Origin of the sequence: Pandoraea sp. PE-S2T-3 (assembly GCF_002179965.1) — a bacterium.
GTDB lineage: Bacteria > Pseudomonadota > Gammaproteobacteria > Burkholderiales > Burkholderiaceae > Pandoraea.
The window spans coordinates 920,714-947,251 of record NZ_NGUQ01000037.1 but is presented as its reverse complement, the minus strand read 5'-3'; the positions used below and the strand labels follow the sequence as shown (position 1 = coordinate 947,251).

Sequence of the window (26,538 nt, the reverse complement as noted above, 5' to 3'; positions counted from 1 at the left end):
AGATTAGTGATTCGGATTGCAAACTGTCAAGACGAAATGCATCATCCGAACGGATTAAGAATTACGTAACTTCAATGAATGACTTTGTAACAAGTTGTTTCTAATTTGATTGAAAATGGGTATGTACTTATCGTCCATGCATGAATGGTTTATTGATTTTCATCAACGAAATTCAATGGAGGCTATGGGGCTCAAGGCCTGTAGGCTTGGCGAGGTCGGGGGGTGGGTAATTTTAATTATCCGGTGGCTAACGGTATTTGGTATGCAAAACAAAATTATCTTGCCGAAATGAATTATTTTGTTACTATCGCCGTGAAACATTCGGTAATTGGCGCAGGTCGCCGGTCATCGGAAATTTGTTTCGGATAATTAACTATTTGCCGAATTCGAATGACGGATTCTCATTCGGCGATAACAAAAAGGACACACCATGAAGCTCACGCAAGCGATGATTCTGGCCGGTCTGTTGTCGCTGGGGCAGGCCGCCTATGCACAAACGCAGGCTGCCCCCCCGCCCGCACCGATCGTGCGCGGCGGTGTCGTCGAGTTCCGAACGACACTGCTTGGCGTGGACGTCAAGAACCGCACCATTCAGGTTGCCGACGATCACGGCAAACCGGTGACCTTCGTGGTCGGGCCCGAAGTGAGAAACTTCGAGCAGATGCGCAAGGGCGACAAGGTGGTGGTGGCGTATGAGCGGGCGATTGCCATCTCGGTCGCACCGGGCGGTGGCATTCGCAGCAGCGTCGTCACTGAAGAAGCGAACCGTGCCACGCCGGGCAATCGTCCGGCTGCCGATGCGGCGCGCAACATCAAGGTCGTGGCGACCGTGCAGAAGATCGACCGCACGGCCAACGTCATCACGCTGCGCGGTCCGAAGCGCACCGTCGATATCGCCGTGCAGGACCCCTCGCTGCTCAATGGCGTGAAGGTGGGCGATTCCGTCAATGTGGATTACACCGAAGCGATTGCCGTGGCCGTGACGCAAGACCCGGATGCCAAGCGCAAGTGGGCTCCGCCGCCGCCGCCGCCGGCTCCCAAGCCGTAAGACACGCGGCGGACGATCAGTCGGTTTGACCATTGGGCGCCGGTGACACCACGACCGGCGCCTGATCCCCCCAAACGGCAAGCGCCCACGACCGGAGGTCGCCATGGCACGGTCCGCTCTTAAATTTGACGATGCGACATACGCCGCATTGCTCGCCGCCGCCCGCGACGCGGACACGGCAAATCCCCATAACAATCCGGCCTTTCTCGACGCTTTCCTGCACGACGCCTGGTCTGCCGCACATCGCATTTACGGTGCGCAGACGTATCTGAAGCTGATGGGGTTGGCCGGTGTGGCCCGACGGCCGAGTGCCGGCACCGTGCAAAAGGCCATCGTTCGTGCGCGCACCGCCTACGAAATGCCGGCCGTGCCGACATCGGCATCGTTGCCCGCCAATGCCCATTCCGTCTGGGCGCAGCAGCTTGAGCAAAACCTGGCGAGGGCCATGACATTGCTCGATGCCCTGCCTGAAGGCCAACTCTCCCACGGGCATGCGAGTGCCGACGTGGCCGATGCCATGCGGCGCGTACAACATCTGGAACGGGAGAATCTGGAGTTGCGGGCGCGGCTCGCACAGATGACTGTCGCAGCTGCCTATGCGCGCGAAGCGCTGGGTGAAACGCTGACCGGCTTTGCGCCGCAGACCCTATCGCGAGCGGGCAACCACGGTCGGCAGGGCCTCTGACGAACCAGCGACTGCCGGACTTGCCGGGCCCGCCTGTGCCATGGGGCCCGTCCCCAGCGGGTCGACAGGTGCCGCCGGTCCCTTCGACACCGAGAAACCAAACGTATTGAGGCCGCCCGCACTGTGTGCCCACACGGTGCCGCCGTGCATTTCGGCGATGGCCTTGACGATGGCCAGCCCCAGCCCGTGATTCTCGCGGCTGTTGGTGCGCGACGGTTCGGCGCGGTAGAAGCGGTCGAACAAATGCCGCAGCACGTCGGGCGGAATCGGCGCGCCCGGATTGGCGACTTCAATGCGCACCTGATCGGCGTCGTGTGCTGATTTGGCCGGTTGCGATATCCGCACGTCGATGGTGGCGCCCGGGGCGCAATGCTCGATGGCGTTCATCACCAGATTCGCGACAGCGCGCCCCACGAGTGCCTTGTTCACATGGGCAAAGGCGCTGCCATGCAGCCGCGCCGCCACTTGTGCCTCTTCCAGCGGAATCTCCAGAAACTCCAGCGTGTGCGCGGCTTCGCTCGCGATCGACACGCCCGTCAGGCCCGTCGCCCGCTCGCCCTGATCGGCCCGCGAAAGGAACAGCATGTCGTTGATGATCGTGCGCATGCGGCCCAGTTCTTCGAGATTCGATTGCAGCAGGGCACGGAGGTCTTCGACCGGCCGGTCGCGCGTGAGCGCCACCTCGGTCTGCCCGATCAGGATGGTTACCGGCGTGCGCAACTCGTGTGCGACGTCGGCGTTGAACGATTCCAGCCGCTCGTACGCGCCGTCAAGCCGGGCGAGGGCGCCGTTGAACGAATGGGCGAGATCGTCGAGTTCGACCGGCAGCGAACGGGTATCCAGTCGCTGCGAGCGGTTGTCCGGACTGATTTGCGAGGCTTCGCGCGTGAGCCGTGTCAGCGGTGAAAGACCGAGTCGCGTGACCGAGTAGCTGAGCAGCAGCACACCCAGACTGCCGAGCGCCGACAGCGCCGCGAGTCCGAGGCCGAAGGCGCGCAGCGTGCGCTCGTTGGGGGAGTAGCTGGCCGACACCTGAAGCGTCACGGCCGGGCGCGCGCCGTAGGGCGGCAAGATTTCGCGAGTGGTCAGCATGTCGTCGCCGCCGCCGTCAGGGCGCAGGCGTACGTAGCCGTTCGATAGCCGCTTCACGAACATGCCGCCCACGGGGGTGCCGAAGGTAAACCGTGGGTCGTCGCTTGATACGGCGTAGGTCGTCGTGCCGTCGCGCGGGGTCATGTCACTCAGTTTCTCGCGCACGATCTGCCACTTCTCGGGCGTGCCGCCGTGATAGACGATGATGTGCGCGATCTGCGCGCGATCGTCGAGCGACTCGCGCAGGTGCCGTTCCAACTGCACGCGCAGCATCATATATAGCGCGGTGCCCACCAGCGCGAACACCGATAGCGCCACCACCGCGAACATCGCGGCGAGCCGGCGGGAGATCGAGTGTTTGACCATGGTGAGCGCGGCGGCAATGCGCTCGGCTTACGCCTCGCGCACCTCCAGCACGTAACCCATGCCGCGCACGGTGTGCAGCAGCTTGGTGTGGAAGGGGCCGTCCAGCTTGGCGCGCAGGCGTTTGATCGCTGTCTCCACCACGTTCGTGTGGCTGTCGAAGTTGACGTCCCAGACCAGTTCGGTGATGGCGGTCTTCGACAGAATGTCGCCCTGACGACGGGCGAGTACGGAGAGCAGCTGAAATTCCTTCGCGGTGAGATCCAGACGTTGGCCGTCGCGCGTGGCGCGGCGTCCGATCAGGTCGACGTAAAGGTCGCCGACCGAAATCAGTGTGGATTCCTGCACACGGGTGCGGCGCGCGAGTGCATGCAGGCGCTCGACCAGTTCGATGAACGAGAACGGCTTGGTCAGGTAGTCGTCGGCCCCTTCGCGCAGGCCGCGCACGCGGTCGTTCACGTGATCGCGGGCCGTCAGCATGATGACCGGCGTCGACTTGCGTTCACGCAACGAGCCGAGCACAGCAAAGCCATCGCGCTTGGGGAGCATGACATCGAGCACGATCACGTCGTAGTCGAACTCCAGCGCGAGATGGGTGCCTTCTTCGCCATCGAGCGCGACGTCGACCACCCAGCCTTGCTCGGTCAACCCCGAGCGCAGATAGTCCACTACCTTATGTTCGTCTTCAACGATCAGTACTTTCATGTCGTCACCTCACCTTTGCGCATTATACGAGTCAGTGGATGAATCCGACGGCAGCCATCCGCCGCCTAACGCCTTGACCAACGCAACCGACAACACCAGTTGCTGCCCGCGAATCTGCACATCCTGCCGCTCGCTGGCGAGCAGACTCTGTTGTGCCGTAATGACACTCAGATAGGCGGTCAGGCCACCCGAGTAACGGTCGTTGGCAAGGCTCAGCAAGCGCTGTGCATCGACCACTGCCGCATGGGATTCGTGCGCCGCACCGTCAAGCACCGACAGGCCGGTCACACCGTCCTGCACCTGCTGGAAGGCGGTGAGTACCGTCTGGCGGTAGTTGGCTTCAACCGCGCGATATCCGGCGCTCGCGTAATCCACACTGGCCTGCCGGCGTCCGCCGTCGAAGATGACTTGCGAGGCCGCCGTGCCCAGCGTCCAGAGCAGGCTGGGCGCGGAGAGCAGGTTGGCAAAGTCCGTCGCTTGCCAGCCGATGGACGGGTTGAGCATCAGGCTCGGGAAGAAGGCGGCCTTGGCGACGCCGATCTGAGCGTTGGCCGCCGCCATGGCCCGTTCGGCCGACGCGATGTCGGGGCGCCGTTGCAGCACGTCGCTCGGCACCCCCAGCGGGATGCCTGGCAGCGCGTCGGTCAGCGTGCCGACCGGCACTGAGAATGCCGGGGCGGGAACGCCGACGAGCGCGGCAATCGCATGTTCGTACTGATCGCGCTGCTGATGCAGCAGCTTGGCCTGCACGCGCGTGGTGTCGAGTTCCGACTGCTGTTGCAACACATCGAGCCCGGAGACCGCGCCCAGATCGTGCTGTGCACTGACATAGTCGAGCGCCTTCTGCTGCAACTTGACCGACTCGTCGAGCACGTGAATCTCGGCGTCGAGCGCACGCAACTGGAAGTAGGCCGTAGCGAGTTGGGTGGTGAGCACCAGCCGGGCGTTGGCAAGATCGTCGCCAGCCTGCTCGGCCGATGCCTGCGCGCCTTCGACCTGACGGCGGATGCGTCCGAACAGGTCGGTGTCGTAGTTCACACCTAGCCCGAGCTGAACGTTGTTCTGCACCGTCGACATCATCGACGACGAATAACTCGTGAGCGGGCGGTTGGCCGAGATGCGCTGACGTGCAAGCCCGAACGACGCGTCGACTTCCGGCAGACGTTGCGCGGACGTGCCGGCAAGCGTTGCCCGGGCCTGTTCGTAATGGGCGACGGCGGCCGCCAGCGTTTGGCTCTGCGCCAGTGCCTGCTTCTCGAGGTCGTCGAGCGCGGGCTCGTGGAACGAGGTCCACCAGTCGGGCTGCAACGGCGCGTGTGACGGCTGGGCCAGCCGCCAGTAGCTGTCGGTTTTCCAGTCGGGCGGCGTGGAGACTTCGGGGCGCTGATAGTCCGGCCCGACGGCGCAGGCGCTGAGCAGTGTGGCGACGCCTAGCACCACGGCACCGAGCCGCAGACTGCGGCCATCGGTCATGCGAGGCACGCGCTGCCGTATCGCCGACGCCGGACCCATGCGTTCGCTGGCGATCACGATTGCGCTCCTTGCGCCTTACCGTTAGCCGCGTCTTCCGACTTCTCGGCGGGCTTGCCACCGGCTTTGCCGCCCGGTGCGGCCTTGACCGCCAGCGCCTTGGCCTGCACGTGGTCGCCGTCGTCGATGGAGTCGCTCGGGTTGATGATGACGCGGTCCGTCGGTGCGACGCCGTCGGCCAGTTCCAGCGACTGCCCCAGATCCTGAGCGATCACGATCTTGTGCAGATGCACCACGCCCTGATCGTCCACCACGGCCACGCGCGGGCCTTCCGCACGGAACAGCAGCGCGTTGGACGGCACGCTCAGATGGGCACGCGCCGCGCTCGGCAGCGCCAGTTGTACGTAAGCGCCGGGGCGAAGCTTGCCGTCCGGGTTGGGCAGCGACGCTTCGATTTGCAGCGAACGCGTGGCCACGTCGATGGCGCCGGACACGTGTGTGATCTTGCCCTGGAAGTGCTCGCCGGGCAGTTCGGCCTGCGTCACAACCACGGGCTGACCCACGGTCACGCCCTGTGCATAGGCCTGCGGCACTTGCACGTAGACGCGCAACGGGTCGGTCTGTGCGAGCGAGAACAGCGCACGGCTGGTGCCGCTACCGGCGTCGATCAGGTCGCCCACGTCGACATTGCGCTGTGTGATCACGCCGTCGAACGGCGCCACGATGCGCTTGAACGATTCGAGTTGTTGCAGGCGCTTCACGTTGGCGTCAGCGGCGGCCAGATTGGCGATGCCCTGTGTGTAGGTGCTTTGGCGCTCATCGAGCTCCTGCTGCGAGACGGCGTCGCGCTGGCGCAGTTGCTGCCAACGATCGAGTGACGACTTCGCCAGCCCGAGGCTTGCGTTGATCTGGTTGCGCTGGGCGATGGCCTGAGCAAGTTCCTGATCGATTTCCGGCGTATCGAGATCGGCCAGCAACTGACCTTGTTTCACGCGGGCACCGATGTCGACGTAGCGGCGCAGCAAATAGCCGGTCGCGCGGGCGTAGATCGGCGATTCGACCGCGCCGCGCAACGTGGCGGGCAGCAGGGTTTCGCTGGCCGACGTGGTCTCCGGCGTGACGACGCTCACATATTGTTTGGCGTTCTCCACCGTCACGTTGGCGACGTCGCGCCGTTGCAGGGCGTTCGACACGGTGGTGCGGGCGGCACCGGCGATCAGCAGCACGGCCACGACGATCAGTGCGATCTTGGCGCGGCGGAATTCGCCCTTGCGCGGCGGCAATTGCCGTCCGTCGGCCGGGTCGTGCTCGGGAAGGGCCAGTTCGGCGTGATGTTTCTCGGTCATGTCAGTCAACCCATCAAGAAGCAATTTTTTTGCGACGCGCGAGGCGGGTGTGAATCCCGGCGAACACGAGCGGCACGAAGAACAGTGTCGAAACCGTAGCGAACATCAGGCCGCCGATCACGGCGCGTCCCAGCGGCGCGTTTTGCTCTGCGCCTTCGCCGAGACCCAGCGCCATCGGCACCATGCCGATGATCATGGCGAGCGCGGTCATCAGCACCGGCCGGATACGGCCCGCACCGGCCTCCAGCGCCGCCTTGAGCGGCGCCATGCCCGATTCCATGCGCTGCCGGGCGAAGGCGACCACGAGAATACTGTTGGCGGTGGCCACCCCCATGGTCATGATGGCGCCCGTGAGAGCCGGCACCGACAGCCGCGTGCCGGTCAGGAACAGCATCCAGACAATGCCGGCAAGGGCGGCGGGCAGGGCGCTCACGATGATGAGCGGGTCGACCCACGACTGGAAATTCACCACGATCAGCAGGTAGACCAGCACGATGGCCATCGCCACACCGACGCCCAGCCCCAGATACGAACTTTGCATCGTGCTCACCTGACCGCGCACCACGATCTGGCTGCCGCGCGGCAGGTCCTGTCGGGCCTTGGCCACGAGTTTGTTGATGTCGCCCGCCACGCTGCCGAGGTCACGGCCTTCCACGCTCACGTACAAGTCGATCACCGGCCGGATGTTGTAGTGGCTCACCACCGCGAACTGCTCGGTCGGCACCACCTTCACGAAGTTGGCGAGCAACTGCGGCTGACCGTTATTGGCCGTGCCGGCCACAGGCGTGCGCAGCAGGTCGTCGATCGAGCTGACGCGGTACTGCGGCGCTTGCACAGAGAGGCTGTACTCCACGCCGTTCTGACTGTTGAACCAGAACCCCGGCGACGTTTGCGAGCTGCCCGAGAGCGAGATCAGCACGTTCTGTGCGACCGCGTTCGCGTTCAGGTTCAGTTGCTGAAGGCGCGTGCGGTCCATATCGAGGTGCAGCGTCGGCGCGTTCACGCGTTGCTGGATATGGGTGTCCACCGTGCCCGGCACCTGCCGCACCTGCTTGAGCAGCTTCGTCGCGATGTCGAAATTGGCCAGTTGCTGATTGCCGCTGATCTGGATGTCGATGGCGGCGGGCAGACCGAAGTTGAGAATCTGCGTGACGATGTCGGCTGGCTGGAAGAAAAACTCCACGCCGGGGAAGCGTTGCGGCAGGATCGCGCGCAGCTTGTCGATATAGCCGGCGGTCGGCTTGTGGTCGGGGCTGAGGGCGATCTGAATTTCGCCGTCGAGCGTACCGATCGTGCCGGCATTGCTGTACGAGAGGTTGATACCGCTATACGGCAGCCCGAGGTTGTCGAGAATCGTCTCGAGTTCCTTCGGGGGCACGACTTCGCGCACGACCTTTTCCACTTCGTCCGCCAGCCGCGCCGTTTCTTCGATACGAGTGCCGGTCGGCGCGCGCATGTGCATGCGGATGTCGCCCGCATCGACCGTCGGGAAGAAGTCGGCGCCTAGCGCAAACACGAGCCCCATCGACAGCACGCAGAACGCCAGGAAACTTAGCGCGAACATGCGGCGGCGGACCAGCAAGTTGGAGAGCACCACGATGTAGGCGCCGCGCATGCGCTCGAAACCGGCGTCGAACCGCAGGTAGATACGGCGGAACACGCCGGGCTTCGCGTTCGGGTCAGGGTGATGCGCATTGCCCATCAGCAGCATGGCGAGCGTGGGCACGAGCGTACGCGAGAGCACGTACGACGCAAGCATGGCGAACACCACGGCTTCGGCCAGCGGCACGAACAGGTAACGTGCCACGCCGGTCAGGAAGAACATCGGCACGAACACGATACAGATACACAGCGTCGAGACCAGCGCCGGCACGGCAATTTCGCCCGCGCCCTCCAGAATCGCCTCGTGCAGTGGGGTGCCCATGTGCAAGTGCCGCTCGATGTTCTCGATCGTCACCGTCGCATCGTCCACCAGAATACCGACCGCCAGCGCCAGCCCCCCGAGCGTCATGATGTTGATCGTCTGGCCGAGTGCATGCAGCGCGAGCAACGACGACAGGATCGACAGCGGAATGGAGATGGCGATGATGCAGGTACTGCGCCAGTTGCCGAGGAACAGCAGAATCATCGCGGCCGTGAGGGCCGCCGCGATCAGCGCCTCGTGAATCACGCCCTGCACGGCCGCTTTCACGAACACCGACTGGTCGAACAGCGCCGATATCTTCAAGTCGGAGGGCAGGGCGGCGCGGGCTTCCGGCAGTAATGCCTTGAGTGAATCGACCACCGACAGCGTCGAGGCGTCACCGGTCTTCATGATCGACATCAGCACGCCGCGCTGGCCGTTCTGACGCACGATATTGGTTTGCGGCGAGAAGCCCGTACGCACGTGGGCGACTTCGCGCAGATACGTCGTGGCACCGCCCACCGTGCGCACCGGGATATTGTTCAGACCTTCGACCGTCGGCGGCGACCCGTTCATGTCCACGTTGTATTCGCGCGGTCCGATCTTCGCCGTACCGGTCGGCAGAATCAGATTCTGGGCGTTCACGGCGGCGACCACGTCTTGCGCCGTCAAGCCTTTGGCGAGCAGCGCGCGCGAGTCGATGTCGACGGAAATCAGGCGCGTCTTGCCGCCGTATGGATACGGCACCGCCGCGCCGGGGATCGTCACCAGTTGCGGACGCAGGAAGTTGAGCGCCGTATCGTTGAGGGCGGGTTCCGAGAGGCTCGGGCTCGACAGGCCGAGCTGCATCACGGGAATCGACGACGCCGAGTAGCTGATTACCAGCGGCGGCGTGGCCCCGGGCGGCATCTGCTTGACCTGCGCCTGCTCGACGGCCACCACCTGCGCGATGGCGGTCTGCACGTTGGCCGTCGGTTGCAGGAAGATCTTGATGATGCCGATACCGGGCAGCGACTGCGACTCGATATGCTCGATGTTGTTGACCGTGGTCGTCAGGCCACGCTCGTTGCCGGAGATCATCCGGTCGGCAATGTCTTGGGCGGACAACCCGGTATACGTCCAGATCACGCTGATGACCGGGATGTTGATTTCCGGCAGCACGTCCACGGGCGTGCGCATGAGCGTCAGCGGCGTGGCGAGCAGAATCATGATGGCCATCACGATGAACGTGTAAGGCCGTTTGAGCGCAACGTTAACAATCCACATGGTTCAGACGCGCTCGGGCGCAGTCGCAGACGTACGGTCAAGGGCCGGTCGACGGCCGTGAGCCTGTGGGCGCGCAGCGTCGGTCCGGGCTAGGGCCTTGTTGTCTGCCGGCGCGCATGACTGCGCACCGGACGGGGCCCCGGGACGACGCCATGGTAGTGGCGCACTGCCAACGCCAAAATGACGCCAAAATGGCGCAATTGCCATATTCCGGCGAACGACCCGCCGAGGCCCGCCCGGCAAGGCTCTGCGCGAGGAGCGTGCAAAGGGAGTGGCATATTACGGTGTGTTGCGTTATAAATCAGGCACACCAAAAGTCGCCGCCCGATAGCGTTCAGCGTGCCTTCACCGGTAATGACTGTCCTTATGCTGGCGCGACGCAGTCGAGAACCCCAGCCCCAAGCAGGAAAGCAATGACTGAACGTCCCCCTGAACCACAGCCGGTCTCCGGCACCGTCACCCGTAGTGCCATTTTTCTCGTCGCCACCGTTCGCGATGACGCCGCTGCGCATGCGACCGTGCGTGCCTGGTGCGCCGATGCCGCCGCGTACGTGCGTGCCGTGGGCAAGCGCGTGCCGTCGGGCAATCTCTCGTGCGTTGTCGGTTTCAGCGACAACGCGTGGGACCGCCTGTTCGGCGACCCGGCCCCGGCCGAGCTGCATCCGTTCCGCGAGTTCGGTGCGGGCAAACGGCACGCCCCGGCGACACCCGGCGATGTGCTGCTGCACATTCGTGCCGACCAGATGGATCTCTGTTTCGATCTCGCAACGCTGATGCTGAACAAGCTCGGCGATGCCGTCACCGTGGTCGACGAAGTGCATGGTTTCCGTTACTTCGACATGCGCAGCATGGTCGGTTTTGTCGACGGCACCGAGAACCCGACGGGGCAGGAAGCCATCGACTTCACGGTCATGGGCGACGAAGATCCCGACTTCGCTGGCGGCAGCTACGTGCTGGTGCAGAAGTATCTGCACGACATGACCGGCTGGAATGCGCTGCCGGTGGAAGTGCAGGAGCGCATCATCGGGCGCACCAAGCTCTCGGATGTCGAGCTCGATGAAGCCGTGAAGCCGAGCAATTCGCACAGCGCGCTGACCACGCTGGAAGAAAACGGCAAGGAAATCAAGATTCTGCGCGACAACATGCCGTTCGGCCGGCCCGGTTCTGCCGAGTTCGGCACCTTCTTCATCGGCTATGCGCGCTCGCCGGCGCCCATCGAGCAGATGCTGGAAAACATGTTCGTCGGCAAGCCGCCGGGCAACTATGACCGGCTGCTCGACTTCAGCACGGCGGTGACGGGCGGGTTGTTCTTCGTCCCGTCGGCCGCGTTGCTGGAAGAGCTGGCCGATCGCGAACCGGTGGCCGAAGCCACCGAGTCGCCCGTCGTCAAGACGCTGATCGACACGCAGCCGCGCGACGCGCGCAACACGGCCGTGGTCGACGCTACCGTTTCCTCTCTCACCAATGCGAGCACCGCCCCGGTGGCGGGTTCGCTGAATATCGGATCGCTCAAAGGAGTTTCTCAGGCATGAATAACCTGCATCGCGAACTGGCCCCCATTTCGAACGCCGCATGGGAGCAGATCGAAGAAGAAGTGGCCCGCACGTTCAAGCGCACCGTCGCGGCTCGCCGCGTGGTCGACGTCAAGGGGCCGGGCGGTCTGGCGCTGGCCGGCGTAGGCACGGGGCATCAGAAGTCGATCGCATCGCCGCTCAAGGGCGTGGATGCGCGTCAACGTACCGTGTTGCCGCTGGTGGTATTGCGCGTGCCGTTCGAGCTCTCGCGTGAAGCGATCGACGACGTCGAGCGCGGCGCCAACGATTCGGACTGGCAGCCGGCGAAGGACGCCGCCATCAAGCTGGCGTACGCCGAAGACCGCGCCATTTTCGACGGCTACAAGGCTGCGCAGATCACGGGCGTGCGCGAAGGCACGTCGAACCCGGTGCTGCCGTTGCCGAAGAGCATCGCCGACTACCCGACCGTCATCGCCAAGGCACTGGAGCAACTGCGCCTTGAGGGTGTCGATGGTCCGTACAGTGTGTTGCTGGGCGCGGATGCCTACACGGCCGTGGCCGAAGCCAACGATCAGGGTTACCCGATTCTCGAGCACATCGGTCACATCGTGAGCGGCGAAATCATCTGGGCCCCGGCGATCGACGGCGGTGCCATCGTGTCGACGCGTGGCGGCGACTACGAGATGCACATTGGTCAGGACGTGTCGATCGGCTATCTCGACCACACCGCCGAGACGGTCCGTCTGTATCTGGAAGAAACGTTCACGTTCCTGATGCTGACGGCCGAAGCCAGCGTATCGGTCGCCCCGGGCGCACCGGCCAAGACGGCAAAGGCCAAGTAAGACGAAGTGAGGCGTTGCAGCGCAGGAGGCACGGTTTTTACTGTGCCTCCTCCAGCGCCTTCGCCAGTTCTGCTTCGAAGCCCAGATTGTGCGACGCCTGCATCTGAATGAAATACCGGATCAGTTCCACCGGTATGGAATAGGAACCGAGTGCAGGCGCGACCGTACCCGTCTTGTTGAGTTCGAGAATCAGGCCCAGCGTGAACCGGTCCATGCCGAACTGGAAGTGTTTTGAAAGACTGGCGTACAGGAAGATCGACGGTGTCGCCGCGTGCCGCGAAAGAATGCCCGGGAGCTCGGACGGCTTGACGTTGGTGATGTCGATGATGGCACACAGATCGTCCGCGCCATGCGACGGGACGGCCCGATACGTGGTGAGCTCCGCCTGATGCGTGAAGTTGTAGGCAGGGTCGTAGTGCAGGGTATTTTTCTGCGAAGCCGACTTCCTCACTTTGCTGTTCAGCACGTCACGCGGGAATTCGAAATAGGCGGGCCCTAGCCTGAACGTAGACTTCTTGCGCAGGTTCATGGCCACCATCCCTGCCTGCATGCCGCTATGGGTGAGCGCCGCCCCCGTCACGTGGTGCCCGGATGCCAGCGCCCCCGCGCTGTAGCCTTGCTTCACTACGCTCATGAACTCGTCGGTACTCGGTGCCCAGGTTTGTAATTCGACCAGTTGGAGCCCGAATTCATTGAGATTTTCAATGACCTGCGTAATCTCGAGAAACAGATCTGCCTTATCCATGCCGAGATAAGTGTCGTAGCGGCGCATACGCAGCAGCCACTGCCCCTTGGTCAGATTGGTAATCAGCCGCTGCTGGACGAAATCCAGTGTCTTGCCCGGTTGGAATCCGCCTTTGCGGCAAACGCCGCGGATGTAACTCATCGCCCGGATCAACGTGGAATAGAGCGTTGCATTGGGCGTGCGGCCCGACGCAACGGCTGCCGACGGATGCCCGCGCGGCGCTTCAATCTCGATCGCGGCGTCTTCGTCCTCTTCGTCGTCTCTTTCGCTGCGCTCCACCCAAGCGTCGTACCGCTTGAGCACTTCTTTCACCTTAGCGATGAAGTACGGTGCGTCGAGCTGCCCCGGCCACAAGCGGATGGACCGCTCCAGATCGGAAATCGCCGGATAGAGAAATCCGAAGCTGTTGCGCTGATACATCTTGACCTTCGAGTCCGCATTGAACTCGGTCATGATGAATTGCATGTGCGGCAGGATGTCGGATTTGGTCGGTGACTTCTTGCCCTTGATCACCGGTTCGATGATGGGACACGGATACGTCAGATAGCCGCTTTGCTCGTCGGCGACCACAATGCGAAAGTGCGTACTGCGCACGCCAGCCAGTCCCTGCACGATGGCGCGGCAATGTTCGAGAATCGTGGCCCCGTAGGTTTGCGAGAATTCACCTTCTGCGTCGACGTTGCTCGCGGCATCGAGATAGGCCGCGGTTCGTCCCGGATCACGGGTGTCGAAATAACGACTCGACGTGGCTTTCGATTTCGCAAGCTTTTCGCCGCGCATCGGTTTGCCCGCAGCGCTCAGCAACTTTTCTTTGGCATAGGAATTGACCTCCGAGCCATAGCCGGAATGCTGGTACCGTCCCGTACCGCTATGGGCATACATCACACCCGGCGTGATGATCTCGGTGTTCTCGTCGTCGAACGTCAGCGAGTCGTCGAGTTCTTTGTAAAAGTCGTAGATGGATTTGACGAACACGTACTGCTTTTGCTTTTTCGTCCCCGGCGTCGTGAAGTAGAGGCTTTGGCGATTCTCGCCCGTACGGAAGTAATCCATGCTGCTTGCGGCCGGATAGACCTCCTTGCCCTGATGGTGGTCGTTATCGTCGGCTTCGGCCATCGGGGCCGTATGCGTGAACATCAGAAGGGGGTACGCGCCCGTGGCAGTACGTTCCTTCTGGCGCTTCGTGATGGCGGTCGACGATTTGTCCTCGCGCCTGCCAAGCCGATCCGTCCAGCCTGTGAGCCGCTCAGCCAACGCAGGCGTCTGTTGATGTGCGCCCCGGATCTGGGGAGACTTGATCGCTGCCTCCTCGACCATGGCCATCAACTCCGCGGCCGTGTGGTTTTCGCCGTCGTTGAAGGCATCGAGCAGCAGCTTGTCGATGATGGGCTTAGTGGTGCCCGTCAGGGCATCGCCGACGACGGCTTCGAAGCGTCGGGCGAGCTCTGGGGAGCCGGCGGTGAGCTTGCGGAATGCCGCCTGAATGTATTTCTCCCCCATGGCTGCCAGTGCGCGGATCTGCTGCCCATTGCCGGGACTGACCCCGGTCGAATCCCATTGCGCCTGAACCACGCCTGCGGATGCGCGGGGTGCACTGGCCGTGCCGATCGTCGAGTCGCGCTGTTGCCGCTGCATCTGCATGCGCGGACTGTTCTGAATGGCTTGGGAGAGTTGCTGCTGTGACGAGTCGGCAACGTGGTTCTCGGCCAACTGATCGATACGGCGTTGTACGGCAGCCGCCGGCCTGTTGTCGGTGATCTCGCCAGCCTGATCTGACGCCTTGCGTTGCTCGGGAGCGTCGGTGGGTGTCTGGCGTGCCGCCTGGTCCTGCGTCTGCATGTTGAAACGTCCTTGTTCACATGGCGACGGAAGACCCTCGCCGACAACAACGATCGACAAACTGCGGGATAGCTACGGGGAGGCACGGAGAAGGATCGTGCGTCGCCAAGTGTACGCGATTTGAGTTCTTCGCGGCCAGACGGTGCCAGCGGGCGGCTTCAAGTCGCCGCGCTGGCACGAGAACAACGGAAACGGGAACGGGTCAGTTCGCCGCAGGGGCAGACGCCGGTGCCGGCGCATCGCCCGCCATCGGCTTTTCGATTATCACGCGACGGTTATCGCGAGCGATGATCTTCATCGGCAGGCCGAGCGTTTCGAGCACCGTGAACTTCTCCGGGTCGACCAGCGCGAGCGCCTTGGGGGCCGCCATCCACACATCGGCGAACTTGGCGAGTGTCGGAACCCAGCTATCCGGGGCTTGCGAGATGCCGAACTCCAGCTCGTCCTGTACCGCGACCATGATCATGGGCTGTTGCAGGTAGTAGGGCATCGTGTGATCGAGTGTGCCCACCGAGTAGAACGGCGTATCCGGGCCGAGACGCTGCATCTCAGCACGCACCGCCGGTACCAGATCGACGCCCGAGCTGCCCCGCCCGAACGCCTCATGTCCCGAGCCACCGATCATCGTGAAGGCCAGCCACGTACCGGCAAACGCGATCAGCGCCTGCTTCGTGCTGCGCTTGGCCAGCCAGCGCGTCAAGCCGATGCCGATCAAGCCGACAATGCTCGCCGCGTACAGGTAGTACGAGAACGCGCGATACGCCTCGACCGGGTTGCGGCTGTCCGAGTGATGCGACAGAAACACCAGACACGTCACGATGGTGGCCACGAAAAACACTACCGACACGATCAGATGCTTGCGCAGGCTCTCGCGCGTCATCCCGGCCAGCCCCAGCCCGATGAGCATGGCGACGGCCGGTGCGATCGGCAGCACATACGAAATCAACTTCGAATGCGAGGCCGAGAAGAAGCAGAAAATCAGGATCGCCCAGACCCACAGCATCGTCACCGGGCGGAAGCCGTTCGCCTGACGCGGCGTCGCGCGCGAGGCCGAAATCGCACGCGGCAGCATCGACAGCCACGGCAGGAAGCCTACGATGAACACCGGCACAAAGTAGTACAGCGGCCCGTTGCGATTGTGGTCCGGCTTCAGGAAACGGTTGAAGTGCTCGTTCACGAAGAAGAAGTCGAAGAACGACGGGTTACGCGCCATCACGGCCGCGAACCACGGCACGGTGACCGCCAGCAGCACGATCAATCCGCTCACGATATACAGGCGCTTCCACAACGCCCAGTCGCGCGCCACCAGCGTGTAGACCACCAGCACAGCACCGGGCAGCACGATGCCGATCAGCCCCTTGCTCAGAATCGACAGGCCCATCGCGGCCCAGCACAGCCACATCCAGTTGCGTGTCTGCGTGTCCGTGAGTCCCGGGCGTTGCGCCAGCAACAAGGCGCACAGCACAACGGCCATCATGAACGACAGGCCCATGTCCAGCACGTTGAAGTGTCCGAGCAAGGCCCACAACGGCGCGCTCGCCAGTGCGATGGCCGCGAACAGTCCCGCACGGGCACCGAAGATCCGGCGCCCCGTATAGCCCACCAGCAGCACGCCGCCAAAGCCGGTGAGTGCCGTCCACAGGCGCGCCTGCCAGTCACCCAGACCGAACACCATGAAGGTGAGCGCGTTCATCCACGTTTGCAGTGGCGGCTTCTCGAAATAGAGATAGCCGTTGTAGCGCGGCGTGACCCAATCGCCGGTGGCCAGCATTTCGCGAGCCATCTCCGCGTAGCGGCCTTCGTCGCTGGAGATCAGATGCCGCCAGTTCAGCAGGCCGAACCAGACCAGCGCGAACGCGGCCAGCAGCCAGAGGAGGGCGGCGGGAGAGATCGGCCAGGGTTCTAACCCGGCGTCACGTTGAGGGCGTGTGGACATGAATGCGAAACTTCCGGTCTTGTTGGATGAATGGAACGGGTGTTACGAAACGTCAGGGTTCGGCAGCGTCACGCGCACATGCAGTCCGCGCGGCGGCACCAGGTTGGCGTCCTTCAGATATACCTGACCGCCGAGGCGATCGACAATGGCCCGCACGATGGCCAGCCCCAGGCCGGTACCTTCCGTGCTGAGCCCGGGCGCATGAGAGTCACGCACCTCGGTGGCCCGGTAAAACGCGTCGAATACACGCTCGCGTTTGTCGGCGTCGATGCCCGGGCCGGAATCGATGACGTCGATGGCGGCGTCGGTACCCGTCGCCGACAACCGCACCGACACCGTGCCGCCGCCCGGGGTATAACGCACGGCGTTGCCAACCAGATTACTCAGCAACGTGACGATGTCGCGTTTGGTGCTCGCGACCCGCAAACCCGGCGCGGTGTCGATCAGGTCGAGCACGATCATCTTGCGGTCTGCCAGTACGAATACGTCTTCCAGTGCCTCGTGTACCGCCGGCAGCAGCGCGAGCGGTGTGGCCTCGGCCGTCGGTGCACTCTGGGCACGGGCGAGGGTCAGCAGTTGTTCCAGCAGCCCGCGCGTACGCTGCAAGCCGCTTTTCAGTTTGGTGAGGCGCGCGCGTGTCTCGGTCTCGAGTTCCACCGGCGCGAGGGCCCGGTCGAGGTTTTCCGATTGAATCACCAGCGCCGTGACCGGCGAGCGCAATTCGTGGGCGGCGTCCGCGACAAAGCGGCGCTGCTCGTCGAGCGCCTTCGCCAGACGGGCCAGCAGCCGGTTGATCGACACGATGAACGGTTCGATCTCCTTGGGGGCACTGGCCGTATCGAGCGCGTGCAGATCTGTCTCGCGCCGCGCATCGACGCCATCGGCCAGTCGTTGAAGCGGCCGGAACGCCCGGCGCACGGTCAGCACGATCGCCCCGATCAGCAGCGGCACGAAGACCACGAACGGCAGCGCGGTGCGCAGACCGCTATTGCGTGCAATCTCGTTGCGGCCTTCGGTCGGCTGCGCCACCACGATGCGCAGTTCCGGCGTGATCGTGCGGACAAAGGCGCGCCACGTGTGGTCGCCCCGTGCCGTTCCTTCGACAGTGTGGAAGCCGTCGGTCAGCGTGACCGGAAACGTGCCGCCGAGTGTCTGCACGGTGAGGCGGTAATCGTGATCCTTGATGGGCAGGCCGTGCACGGCGTCGTCGGCACTCGACAGGTTGCGGGTGTCGACGAGCGCGGCGAGTTGCAGCAGTTGGTCGTCCTGAAAGCGATACGCCTCGCTAAAGGCGGCCGCATACGAGACCAGACCGGCGACGATGCCCAGCCCCACCGCACAAGCGGAGAGCGTGACGACCAGTCGCGACTGCAACGAGCGCATCGTCATGCCTTGGGCACCAGCCAGCCGGCGCCGCGAATATTGCGGATGACGTCGGCGCCGAGCTTCTTGCGAATCGAGTGAATCAGGAAGTCGATCATGTTGCTCTCGATCTCCTCGCCCCAGCCGTAAAGGCGATGCTCCAGCGCGTCGCGCGAGAGGATCGTGCCGGGGCGCAGCATCAGGGCATGCAGCAGCGCGTATTCACGGGCGGAGAGCACACATTTGTTGTCGCCGTAAGTCGCTTCATGCGTGGCCGGGTCGAGCGCCAGCGCCCCGTTGGTGAGCACGGGGACGGCCACACCGGCATTGCGGCGAATGACGGCGCGCATGCGCGCGAGCAGTTCACCCACTTCGAAGGGTTTGACGACGAAGTCGTCAGCACCGAGATCGAGGCCCTGAATGATGTCTTCGGCGCCGTCGCGTGCGGTCACGACGATGATCGGCGTGCGACCGCCCGCGCCGCGATGGGCGCGCAGCACGTCCCAGCCGTCGCGCCCGGGCAAGCCGAGGTCGAGCAGCATCAGGTCATAGGTATGGGCGGCCAGCGCCGAGAGGGCCGACTCGCCGTCGCGACACCAATCGGCGGCATACGAGGCGTCTTTGAGCGCCTGCATCATGGCCTCACCGATCATCTCGTCGTCTTCTACGAGCAATATCCGCATGGTTCTCTGAAATGTTCACGGCGCGACTGTGGAAGGCGCCAATTCACCGGCCGTCGCGTTTGGCGACGGCTGGGGAGCACGATAGCGCGCGAAACTTAGGAGAAACTTAGTGAAGATCGGCACGTGCCGGCGCGACTATGCCATGAAATGACACGATTAAACAAACACTTAGACGATCTTTTTTATGTCGATTGCGCTGAGGCGCGTGATGGGGGCACTTAGGTTGATTCACAAACGCGATAGGCGACCCGATCGACGCGCCGTTGCCCGGCGAAATGTGAAAGTGACGGGTGAGCGCTGCCCTGACTATTGATTCGTCATCGTAAACACAAGCGCAAGGAGATCGACATGATAAATGCCACGCCAGGCGCTGCCGGAGCGGCAGTGAAATGGCAAACAATGGCACCGCCGCGCGAGAGCCCATCGGCTGCCGGACCGTCTGCCCTGACAGTGGATGCGCAGACGCAAACCTTGCCGGTTGAGCCGTCGCGTCGAATCGAACAGACGTTAAACGCCATTTGCTCTCAGATTCTGGGCGCGCTCACCCGCTTCGATGATCAGGGTTTTGAGATTGGCAATGAGGTGTTCACGCCAGATGAGATGTCCGAAGCCGATCGTTCGCGCTTTTTACATGTAGTGGAGAACTCACTGGGCCTCAACTTGATCGATCCATTGATCCCGTTGTCGGAAGGGCTTGCTGGCAGAGCGTTGATGCGTCTCACGCAAGATCGGGTTCGGGCACGATTGAATCCCGATGTGTTGTGGCTGGCAGACGGCCTTGCGGCAATCGGGGAGCGCCGGTATGCGGCGGCGATGCAGGCCAGTCGCCCGGTATCCCGGCCTGAACCAGAGGGGTGGCTCAATTTTGGCGGCGATGTATTCGGTCCGGAGGTCGAAGACGCATTCAGCGATCCGGCGTCCGAGGTCGGGAGTTTTCTGGACGACGCCCGGTTCGAGGAACTGCTGCACAGGTTTGTTCGCTATATAAGCGGCGCGTTGATGCATTTTCGCTTCGCCGGCTCCGGTGCGGGTCCGCATTTTCGCTGGGCTGGCTACGGAGTGGATCGCTTTCGAGGCATTGACGACGAGCGGCGCGCGCTGATAATGGCAACCCAGTCCGAACGGCCCAACCCTCCCGGTCGGCAGGTACCTCAGATCGCTGGCTCGTCCGCGGCCATGCAGCGCGCGCTGAGCGTTGCCGGCTCGAGAGAGCTCGCGCTGGCACCCAATGTCAATTGGCTCAACACCTGTTACCCCAGCATCACATAGCGCGACGCCGGTGGCGTTAGCGGATCGTCAACATGCAACCTCGATTCAGTTGAAGAATCGCTGTCAGCCACCGGCGCGGAATCGGGCGCCTACAGCGAACGCAGCGTCTGCGCAGCCGCCACCATGTTTTGCAGTGCCGGGATGACTTCGGCCCACTGACGCGTCTTCAGGCCGCAGTCCGGGTTGACCCACAGACGTTGTGCCGGAATGCGCTCGGCCGCCTTTTGCATCAGCATCACGATGTGCTCTTGCGTCGGGATGTTCGGCGAGTGAATGTCATACACACCCGGGCCGATCTCGTTCGGGTACTGGAACGAGTCGAACGCGTCGAGCAGTTCCATATCTGAGCGCGACGTCTCGATGGTGATCACGTCGGCATCCATGTCGGCGATCGCCGCAATGATGTCGTTGAACTCCGAATAGCACATGTGCGTATGGATCTGCGTGTCGTCCTGCACGCCGTTCGCCGTAATGCGAAACGATTCGACCGCCCAGTCCAGATACGTTTGCCATTGCGCACGGCGCAGCGGCAGGCCCTCGCGCAGGGCGGCCTCGTCGATCTGGATCACACGCACACCGGCTTTCTCGAGATCCAGCACCTCTTCCCGAATCGCCAGCGCCAACTGGAAGCACGAGACCGAGCGCGGTTGATCGTCACGCACGAACGACCAGTTCAGGATGGTGACGGGGCCGGTCAGCATGCCCTTCATCGGCTTGTCGGTCAGCGACTGCGCATACTGGATCCACTCGACGGTCATCGCCTTCGGCCGGTGGATGTCGCCGAACATGATGGGCGGTTTCACGCAGCGCGAACCGTACGACTGGACCCAGCCGAACTGGCTGAACGCGTAGCCTTCCAACTGCTCGCCGAAGTACTCGACCATGTCGTTGCGCTCGGCTTCGCCGTGCACCAGCACGTCCAGCCCCAGCGCTTCCTGCTCGCGCACGCTGCGCTCGATCTCGGCGCGCATGGCGGCGACGTAGCCTGCCTGATCCAGCTCGCCGGCCTTGAACCGACTGCGGGCGGTGCGGATCTCGGACGTTTGCGGGAACGAACCGATGGTGGTGGTCGGGAACAGCGGCAGTTTCAGCTTGGCGGCCTGCTTCGGGGCTCGCTCGATATACGGACGCTGACGGCGGCCCAGCGAGGCTTCGATCTTGGCGACGGCCGCCTTGACGGCCGGGTTGTGCACGCGCGGCGACGCGCGGCGGCTGGCGATGGCGCCTGCATTCGCGTTCAGCTCGGCGGCCACGGCGTCACGGCCTTCGTTGATGGCACGCGACAGCACGCTGAGTTCTGCCAGCTTCTGCTTGGCAAAGGCAAGCCACGAGCGGATTTCACCGTCCAGCTTCTGTTCGCTCGCCAGATCGACGGGTACGTGCAGCAGCGAGCACGACGGCGCAATCCACAGGCGATCGCCGAGTTGCCGGGCGATAGGCTCCAGCCATTCGAGAATGGCAGCCAGATCCGACTTCCAGATGTTGCGGCCGTTGATCACGCCCAGCGAGACCACCTTGTCGGCGGGCAGCGCGGCGAGGGCCTTGGCGACTTCCCCCTTGGCGTTGACGGCGTCGAGGTGCAGGCCGTCGACCGGCAGGCGGCAGGCCAGCGGCAGGTTTTCGAGCAGTTCACCGAAGTACGTCGCGAGCAGAAGTTTGACCGGTGTGCCGGCGAGGGCGGCGTAGGCGGTCTCGAACGCCTTTTGCCATTCGGCGCCCAATTCGGTCACGAGAATCGGCTCGTCGATCTGCACCCACGCCACGCCTTGTGCGGCGAGGGTTTCAAGCAGTTTCACGTAGACCGGCAACAGACGCGGCAACAGGGCGAGCTTGTCGCTGTCGTCCTTGGTCTTGCCGAGCCACAGGTACGTGACCGGGCCGATGATGACCGGCTTGGCCTTCACACCCGCTGCGGTGGCTTCGGCGAGTTGCTCGATCAGACGCGAGGCGTCGAGCGAGAACTGCGTGGCAGCCGAGAATTCGGGGACGATGTAGTGGTAGTTCGTATCGAACCACTTCGTCATTTCACCGGCGGCGACGCCACCGCAGCAGGCGGCGTGCTCGTCGGCGCTCTGGGCCGAGCGCCCGCGCGCGACGCGGAAGTAGTTGTCCAGCGCGTCGCCATGGAAGTTCTGCACGCGCTCGGGCAAGTTGCCCAACGTGAAGCTCATGTCGAGCACTTGATCGTAGAAGGCGAAGTCGCCGACCGGGGCCAGATCAAGACTCGCCTGATCTTGCCAGTGACGCTGGCGCAGCGAGGTGCCCAGCGACTTCAGTTCGTCACGCGACGACTGGCCTTTCCAATACGCTTCCAGACCGAACTTCAGTTCGCGCTTCGCGCCGATGCGCGGAAATCCCAGATTGTGTGTCTTTGCCATGGTTCTCTAGTGACCTCGCCGCCAGATGAGTGAAGCAGTGACGACGATCATAGAGAATTCAATCAATGAATGAAAATGGTCATATTTTATGGGCGCATTAATTTCATTCATGATTCGACGTGCGAGAGAGGTTCGCGTTAGCGCTCGGATCGACCGTATGACGGCGGCGTCAGCGTGCGCGAGACATCCCGCAAGACGTCGATGAGCGCCAGTGCTGCGGCATTCGGGGCTTGACCGTGCAGCACACCGACAGTGGGCGCCACGTGAGCGAAACGCAGGCCGAAGTCGTGCAGACTGCCGCCCAGCGGTGAACGGGCGACGCCGAGCGTCGACGCTAGAAATAGGCATGGCATCGCTTGCGCGGTGCTCGCATTGGTCATGAGCGTGGTCGATTCCATGATGACGCGCGGAGCGGGCAGCCCCTGATGCGCGAACTCGGTGTCGATGGCGCGACGCATCGGCGTGCCGGGCGGCGGCACGATCCACGGGTAGCGTGCGGCGTCGGCCCATGTCGGTGCTGCATGCCGCGTCAGGGGGTGGTTATGCGCCCCGAATACCCGCACGTCATCGTCATACAAGGGGACCACGCCAAACCCGGCGTTCATGGCGTCGGCGTCGAGCCGGCAGACCAACAGATCGATTTCGTGCCAATGGGCACGTGGCAGCAAGCGATCCAGCGTTTCTTCAAACAGGTTGACGCGCAGCGCGGGGCCGGTTTGTTCGAGCCGGGCGAGCGCCTGCGGCATCAGCACGCTCGCCATGCCCGGCAGAATGCCGACGTTCACAGGCAGTCCGAGTCCGTCACGCAGGGCTTGCAGCGCTGGGGTGACCCCGGCCAGATCGGTCAGCATGCGCTCGGCGCGCTCCAGCAGTGCGTCACCGTAGGGCGTAGGACTCACGCGGCGCGTCGTGCGCTCGAACAGTGACACCCCTAACGCTTGCTCTATCTCTCGCAACCACTTCGACAATGCGGGCTGTGTGATCGCGGCGGCCTCGGCCGTGCGCGCGAAGCTGCGCGTGCGGCCAAGCCAGCGCAGCGTTTCCAGATCGCGAATGCGCAGCTTGCGAAGCACGGCGGGTATCTGGCGCGCGAGCCGGACCGGATCGTCGACGTGAGCATTGTCACTGGACGAACGATCTTGCGGCGGGGACAGGTGCGTTTTATCCGCCTGCGGCAAATGGGGAACATGCGGCGCAGGCGGCGTGGAACGAGGGCTCATGGTGGTCGGCGTAGCGGCTCTGCGTAGACGCGTTACCGCATCATTGATGTCATTCAGGTAATGAATATAGCGTCACTTTTCATCGATGGGTGCTGAATCTTGCCAAATAATGGGATTCCGTTACCGCCCGATGCGTGACAAAACGCCAATGCATCGGGGTGAGAAACGTCAATCCCGGCAATCGGCGCAAATCACGAAAGCGACGCCGACGCCCCCACAGGAGCGAGAGACATGCCCGAGCGCGAACAGCCACCGACGACTGCGCCCGTCGACCCGGTTCACCCCAACGAGGCATCCGATGCCGGGGCTTTGGCCGCCGCCACACAACCGTCGCGCCGCCACTTTCTGAAGCAGGCCGGTGCGGCCGTGGCGTCCGCCGGATTGGCCTCGTCGGCCGTGGCCGCGTCCGCCGCCGCTCCGCGCGCAACGGCATCGCCGGATGACGGTTACGTCATGCCTGCCGAGGCACCGCCTGTGCCGCCCAAGGGTTACAACATCCTGTTCATCCTCACGGATCAGGAGCGGCATTTCGACCAGTGGCCGTTCCCGGTACCGGGGCGTGAGCGCCTGCGCCGCGAGGGCGTGACCTTCGTCAATCACCAGATTGCATCGTGCGTGTGTTCACCGTCGCGCTCGACGGTCTACACCGGCCAGCACATCCAGCACACGCGCGTGTTCGATAACTGCGGCATTCCGTGGCAGCCCGATATGTCGCCCGACATTCGCACCATCGGCGACATGATGCGAGACGCAGGCTACTACGCCGCGTATCTCGGCAAGTGGCATCTGAGCGGCAAGCTGCATCACAACCACACGCCGTACGACACGCCGACGCAGGAATACAACGAACTGATCAAGTCGTACGGTTTCGACGATTACTTCGGCGTGGGCGATCTGATCGGCCGGGTGCGCGGTGGCTATACCTACGACGGTCTCACCACCTCGTCGGCGGTGTCGTGGCTGCGTGGCCGGGGCGCGCAACTGGGGAGCGAGAACAAGCCGTGGTTCATGGCGGTGAATCTGGTCAACCCGCACGACGCGATGTTCCTGAACACCGATCCGGCCGGCGTCGATCAGCAGAACGCCAACCGCCCGACGCTCGGCAATGCCCGTCCGCCGCGCGACGCCCTGTACGACGCGCATTGGAACGTGCCGCTGGCCGCCACACGCAAGCAGGCCTACGACGCGCCGGGACGGCCGGCGGCGCATGGGGTGTACAACGCAGCGGAAGGCGTGCTCGTGGGCGACTACCCGATCGACGACGCCCGGCTGCGCGTCTATCAGGACTATTACTTCAACTGCATTCGCGATTGCGACACGCATGTGGTGACGCTGCTCGACACCCTGCGCGAGCTGGGCATCGACAAGAACACCATCGTCGTGATGAGTGCAGACCATGGCGACCACGTGGGCGCCCATAAGCTCGTAGGCAAGGGGCCGACTACGTATCGCGAACAGAACAACGTGCCGCTGGTGATCCGGCATCCGGCGTATCCGGGTGGCAAGCAATGCGCGGCGCTGAGTTCGCACGTCGATATCACGCCGACGCTGCTGGGGCTCACCGGGCTGGACGCGGCGGGGATTGCGCGCATTGCGGGCGACGGCGCGCATGGGCACAACCTGACGCCGCTGCTGCGCGCGCCGGCGCGGCAAGGCGTCGACGCGGTGCGCCCGGCGGCCTTGTTCAACTACGCGATGCTGCTGTTCTACGATAGCGAATGGCTTGCGCAGGAATACGCCACGTTGCGCGAGAAGGGCGTGGCGATCGAGGAGATCCATCGGCGGGTGATGGCGCGACAGCCGGATTTTCGCCATCGCGGCATGATCCGGAGTGTGTTCGACGGGCGCTACCGGTTCTCACGCTATTTCTCGCCGACGCAATTCAACCGGCCCACGTCCCTGGAGTCCCTGTTCGCGAACAACGACGTCGAGCTCTACGATCTGCACGCCGATCCGACGGAGTCGCGCAATCTGGCACTCGATGCCCGGGGCAATGGCGAGTTGTTGATGGCGATGAACGCGCGCCTGAATGAGCGGCTCGATGCCGAAGTCGGTGAAGACCGGCCCGACATCCTGCCGATTCGCGACGGACGCGTGCAGTTCACGTTCCAGAAGGCGGCTGCCTCATCTTCGCGGTGAGCGATGCCGTGACGTCTGCGTGATAAGCTCGGGCGACTTTGCGGCGGGGTGGGCGGAGATTGTTTCCGCGTGCGCCGCCGCTCGTTGCTTCGCACCTTTCACCTCTCGTCACGACCTCGCATGAAGAAACGTGAATTTCTGGCCAGCGCCGTGGCGCTCGGCGTCTCGGCTCCCGTGCTGGCAAAGCCGCAGGCGCCCGTGGCCTTGGCGACTACACCGCTCGTTACTGTCAGCGGTGCCATCCAGCGTCACAACCGTGGCCCGGTCGATCCGGCGCTCGATCAGCTTTTCCACAAGCAGTTGGTGCAGTTCGACGCGGCCTATGCGTTCGATTTCGGCGCGCTGGCGCGTCTGCCGGCGCAAACGATTCGCCCGACGCTGGAATACGACGCGAAGCCGCACACACTTCGCGGCCCGCGTCTCGCCGAGGTGCTTGCGCAGACGGGCATGCCATCCAACCCGGCCACGCAGGTGCTGTTGCGTGCTATCGACGGCTACGTGGTGGCGACGACGCTGGGTCAGTTACACGACTATCAATTCCTGCTGGCCACCCATATCGACGACAAGCCGCTCGCGCTGGGCGGCCTCGGGCCGCTCTGGGCCGTCTACAATCCGGCCGCCATCCCGGCCCTCGCAGGCAAACCGCTCAAGGAGCAGTTCACGCTGTGTCCGTGGGGCGTGTATCACATTCAGGTGAACGCGGTTTCCTGAGCGTCACGATGTGGCAATGCCC

General features: G+C 63.5%; 18 protein-coding genes. 7 read left to right on the top strand and 11 right to left on the bottom strand.

Annotated features, from left to right (window positions below; genetic code table 11):
- The first annotated feature begins 430 nt into the window (after window positions 1–430).
- Window positions 431–1,048 carry a hypothetical protein gene (locus CDV46_RS26185; RefSeq protein ID WP_087688986.1) on the top strand — a complete coding sequence of 206 codons (618 nt, stop codon included), beginning with the start codon at window positions 431–433 and terminating at the stop codon, window positions 1,046–1,048.
- Window positions 1,049–1,151: 103 nt separating this feature from the next.
- On the top strand, window positions 1,152–1,733 hold the full coding sequence (locus tag CDV46_RS26180) for a hypothetical protein (RefSeq protein ID WP_087725993.1): 582 nt from the start codon (window positions 1,152–1,154) through the stop codon (window positions 1,731–1,733).
- Here CDV46_RS26180 and CDV46_RS26175 read toward each other — a convergent pair.
- The 5 genes from CDV46_RS26175 to CDV46_RS26155 are packed head-to-tail and all read right to left on the bottom strand — an operon-like array spanning window position 1,695 to window position 9,878.
- On the bottom strand, window positions 1,695–3,191 hold the full coding sequence (locus CDV46_RS26175) for a heavy metal sensor histidine kinase (RefSeq protein ID WP_087725991.1): 1,497 nt from the start codon (window positions 3,189–3,191) through the stop codon (window positions 1,695–1,697). The genes CDV46_RS26180 and CDV46_RS26175 overlap by 39 nt on opposite strands.
- A gap of 27 nt (window positions 3,192–3,218) precedes the next feature.
- Complete coding sequence (locus CDV46_RS26170) at window positions 3,219–3,893, bottom strand: heavy metal response regulator transcription factor (RefSeq protein WP_039375692.1); 675 nt, start codon at window positions 3,891–3,893, stop codon at window positions 3,219–3,221.
- A 9-nt stretch (window positions 3,894–3,902) separates the two neighbouring features.
- Window positions 3,903–5,366, bottom strand: a complete 1,464-nt coding sequence (locus CDV46_RS26165) for an efflux transporter outer membrane subunit (protein WP_087726111.1) — start codon at window positions 5,364–5,366, stop codon at window positions 3,903–3,905.
- Window positions 5,367–5,419: 53 nt separating this feature from the next.
- Complete coding sequence (locus tag CDV46_RS26160) at window positions 5,420–6,709, bottom strand: efflux RND transporter periplasmic adaptor subunit (RefSeq protein ID WP_087688983.1); 1,290 nt, start codon at window positions 6,707–6,709, stop codon at window positions 5,420–5,422.
- A 13-nt stretch (window positions 6,710–6,722) separates the two neighbouring features.
- Window positions 6,723–9,878 (bottom strand): efflux RND transporter permease subunit, encoded by a 3,156-nt coding sequence (locus CDV46_RS26155; RefSeq protein WP_087725989.1) that lies wholly within the window; start codon window positions 9,876–9,878, stop codon window positions 6,723–6,725.
- 413 nt (window positions 9,879–10,291) lie between these two features.
- Here CDV46_RS26155 and CDV46_RS26150 point away from each other — a divergent pair, with 413 nt between their 5' ends.
- Window positions 10,292–11,410 (top strand): Dyp-type peroxidase, encoded by a 1,119-nt coding sequence (locus CDV46_RS26150; RefSeq protein WP_087725986.1) that lies wholly within the window; start codon window positions 10,292–10,294, stop codon window positions 11,408–11,410.
- Window positions 11,407–12,234, top strand: a complete 828-nt coding sequence (locus CDV46_RS26145; protein WP_058378827.1) for a family 1 encapsulin nanocompartment shell protein — start codon at window positions 11,407–11,409, stop codon at window positions 12,232–12,234. The genes CDV46_RS26150 and CDV46_RS26145 overlap by 4 nt, the downstream gene beginning before the upstream one ends.
- A 37-nt stretch (window positions 12,235–12,271) precedes the next feature.
- On the opposite strand, the gene CDV46_RS26140 is transcribed toward CDV46_RS26145, so the two are convergent.
- The 4 genes from CDV46_RS26140 to CDV46_RS26125 all read right to left on the bottom strand — a co-directional run bounded on the left by CDV46_RS26140 (window position 12,272) and on the right by CDV46_RS26125 (window position 18,799).
- On the bottom strand, window positions 12,272–14,818 hold the full coding sequence (locus CDV46_RS26140) for a hypothetical protein (protein ID WP_087725984.1): 2,547 nt from the start codon (window positions 14,816–14,818) through the stop codon (window positions 12,272–12,274).
- A 202-nt stretch (window positions 14,819–15,020) separates the two neighbouring features.
- Window positions 15,021–16,754 (bottom strand): glycosyltransferase family 39 protein, encoded by a 1,734-nt coding sequence (locus CDV46_RS26135; RefSeq protein ID WP_087725981.1) that lies wholly within the window; start codon window positions 16,752–16,754, stop codon window positions 15,021–15,023.
- A 42-nt stretch (window positions 16,755–16,796) separates the two neighbouring features.
- Window positions 16,797–18,143 (bottom strand): sensor histidine kinase, encoded by a 1,347-nt coding sequence (locus tag CDV46_RS26130; protein ID WP_087725979.1) that lies wholly within the window; start codon window positions 18,141–18,143, stop codon window positions 16,797–16,799.
- Window positions 18,140–18,799, bottom strand: coding sequence for a response regulator transcription factor (locus tag CDV46_RS26125; RefSeq protein ID WP_087688977.1), 660 nt, complete (start codon window positions 18,797–18,799; stop codon window positions 18,140–18,142). The genes CDV46_RS26130 and CDV46_RS26125 overlap by 4 nt, the downstream gene beginning before the upstream one ends.
- A 348-nt stretch (window positions 18,800–19,147) precedes the next feature.
- Here CDV46_RS26125 and CDV46_RS26120 point away from each other — a divergent pair, with 348 nt between their 5' ends.
- A complete protein-coding gene (locus CDV46_RS26120; protein ID WP_087725977.1) occupies window positions 19,148–20,068 on the top strand; it encodes a hypothetical protein in 921 nt (306 codons plus the stop codon).
- An 89-nt stretch (window positions 20,069–20,157) separates the two neighbouring features.
- Here the strand turns inward: CDV46_RS26120 and metE are convergent, their stop codons facing one another.
- Together metE and CDV46_RS26110 are read right to left on the bottom strand one after the other, a co-directional pair.
- Window positions 20,158–22,446 carry a 5-methyltetrahydropteroyltriglutamate--homocysteine S-methyltransferase gene (metE, locus tag CDV46_RS26115; RefSeq protein WP_087725974.1) on the bottom strand — a complete coding sequence of 763 codons (2,289 nt, stop codon included), beginning with the start codon at window positions 22,444–22,446 and terminating at the stop codon, window positions 20,158–20,160.
- 137 nt (window positions 22,447–22,583) lie between these two features.
- Window positions 22,584–23,666: a LysR family transcriptional regulator gene (locus CDV46_RS26110; protein WP_087688974.1), complete on the bottom strand. Its 1,083-nt coding sequence runs from the start codon at window positions 23,664–23,666 to the stop codon at window positions 22,584–22,586.
- 231 nt (window positions 23,667–23,897) lie between these two features.
- Between CDV46_RS26110 and CDV46_RS26105 the strand changes: the two genes are divergently transcribed.
- Together CDV46_RS26105 and CDV46_RS26100 are read left to right on the top strand one after the other, a co-directional pair.
- On the top strand, window positions 23,898–25,805 hold the full coding sequence (locus CDV46_RS26105; protein ID WP_087725972.1) for a sulfatase-like hydrolase/transferase: 1,908 nt from the start codon (window positions 23,898–23,900) through the stop codon (window positions 25,803–25,805).
- A gap of 120 nt (window positions 25,806–25,925) precedes the next feature.
- Window positions 25,926–26,516: a molybdopterin-dependent oxidoreductase gene (locus CDV46_RS26100; protein WP_087725970.1), complete on the top strand. Its 591-nt coding sequence runs from the start codon at window positions 25,926–25,928 to the stop codon at window positions 26,514–26,516.
- The last annotated feature ends 22 nt before the right edge of the window (window positions 26,517–26,538 follow it).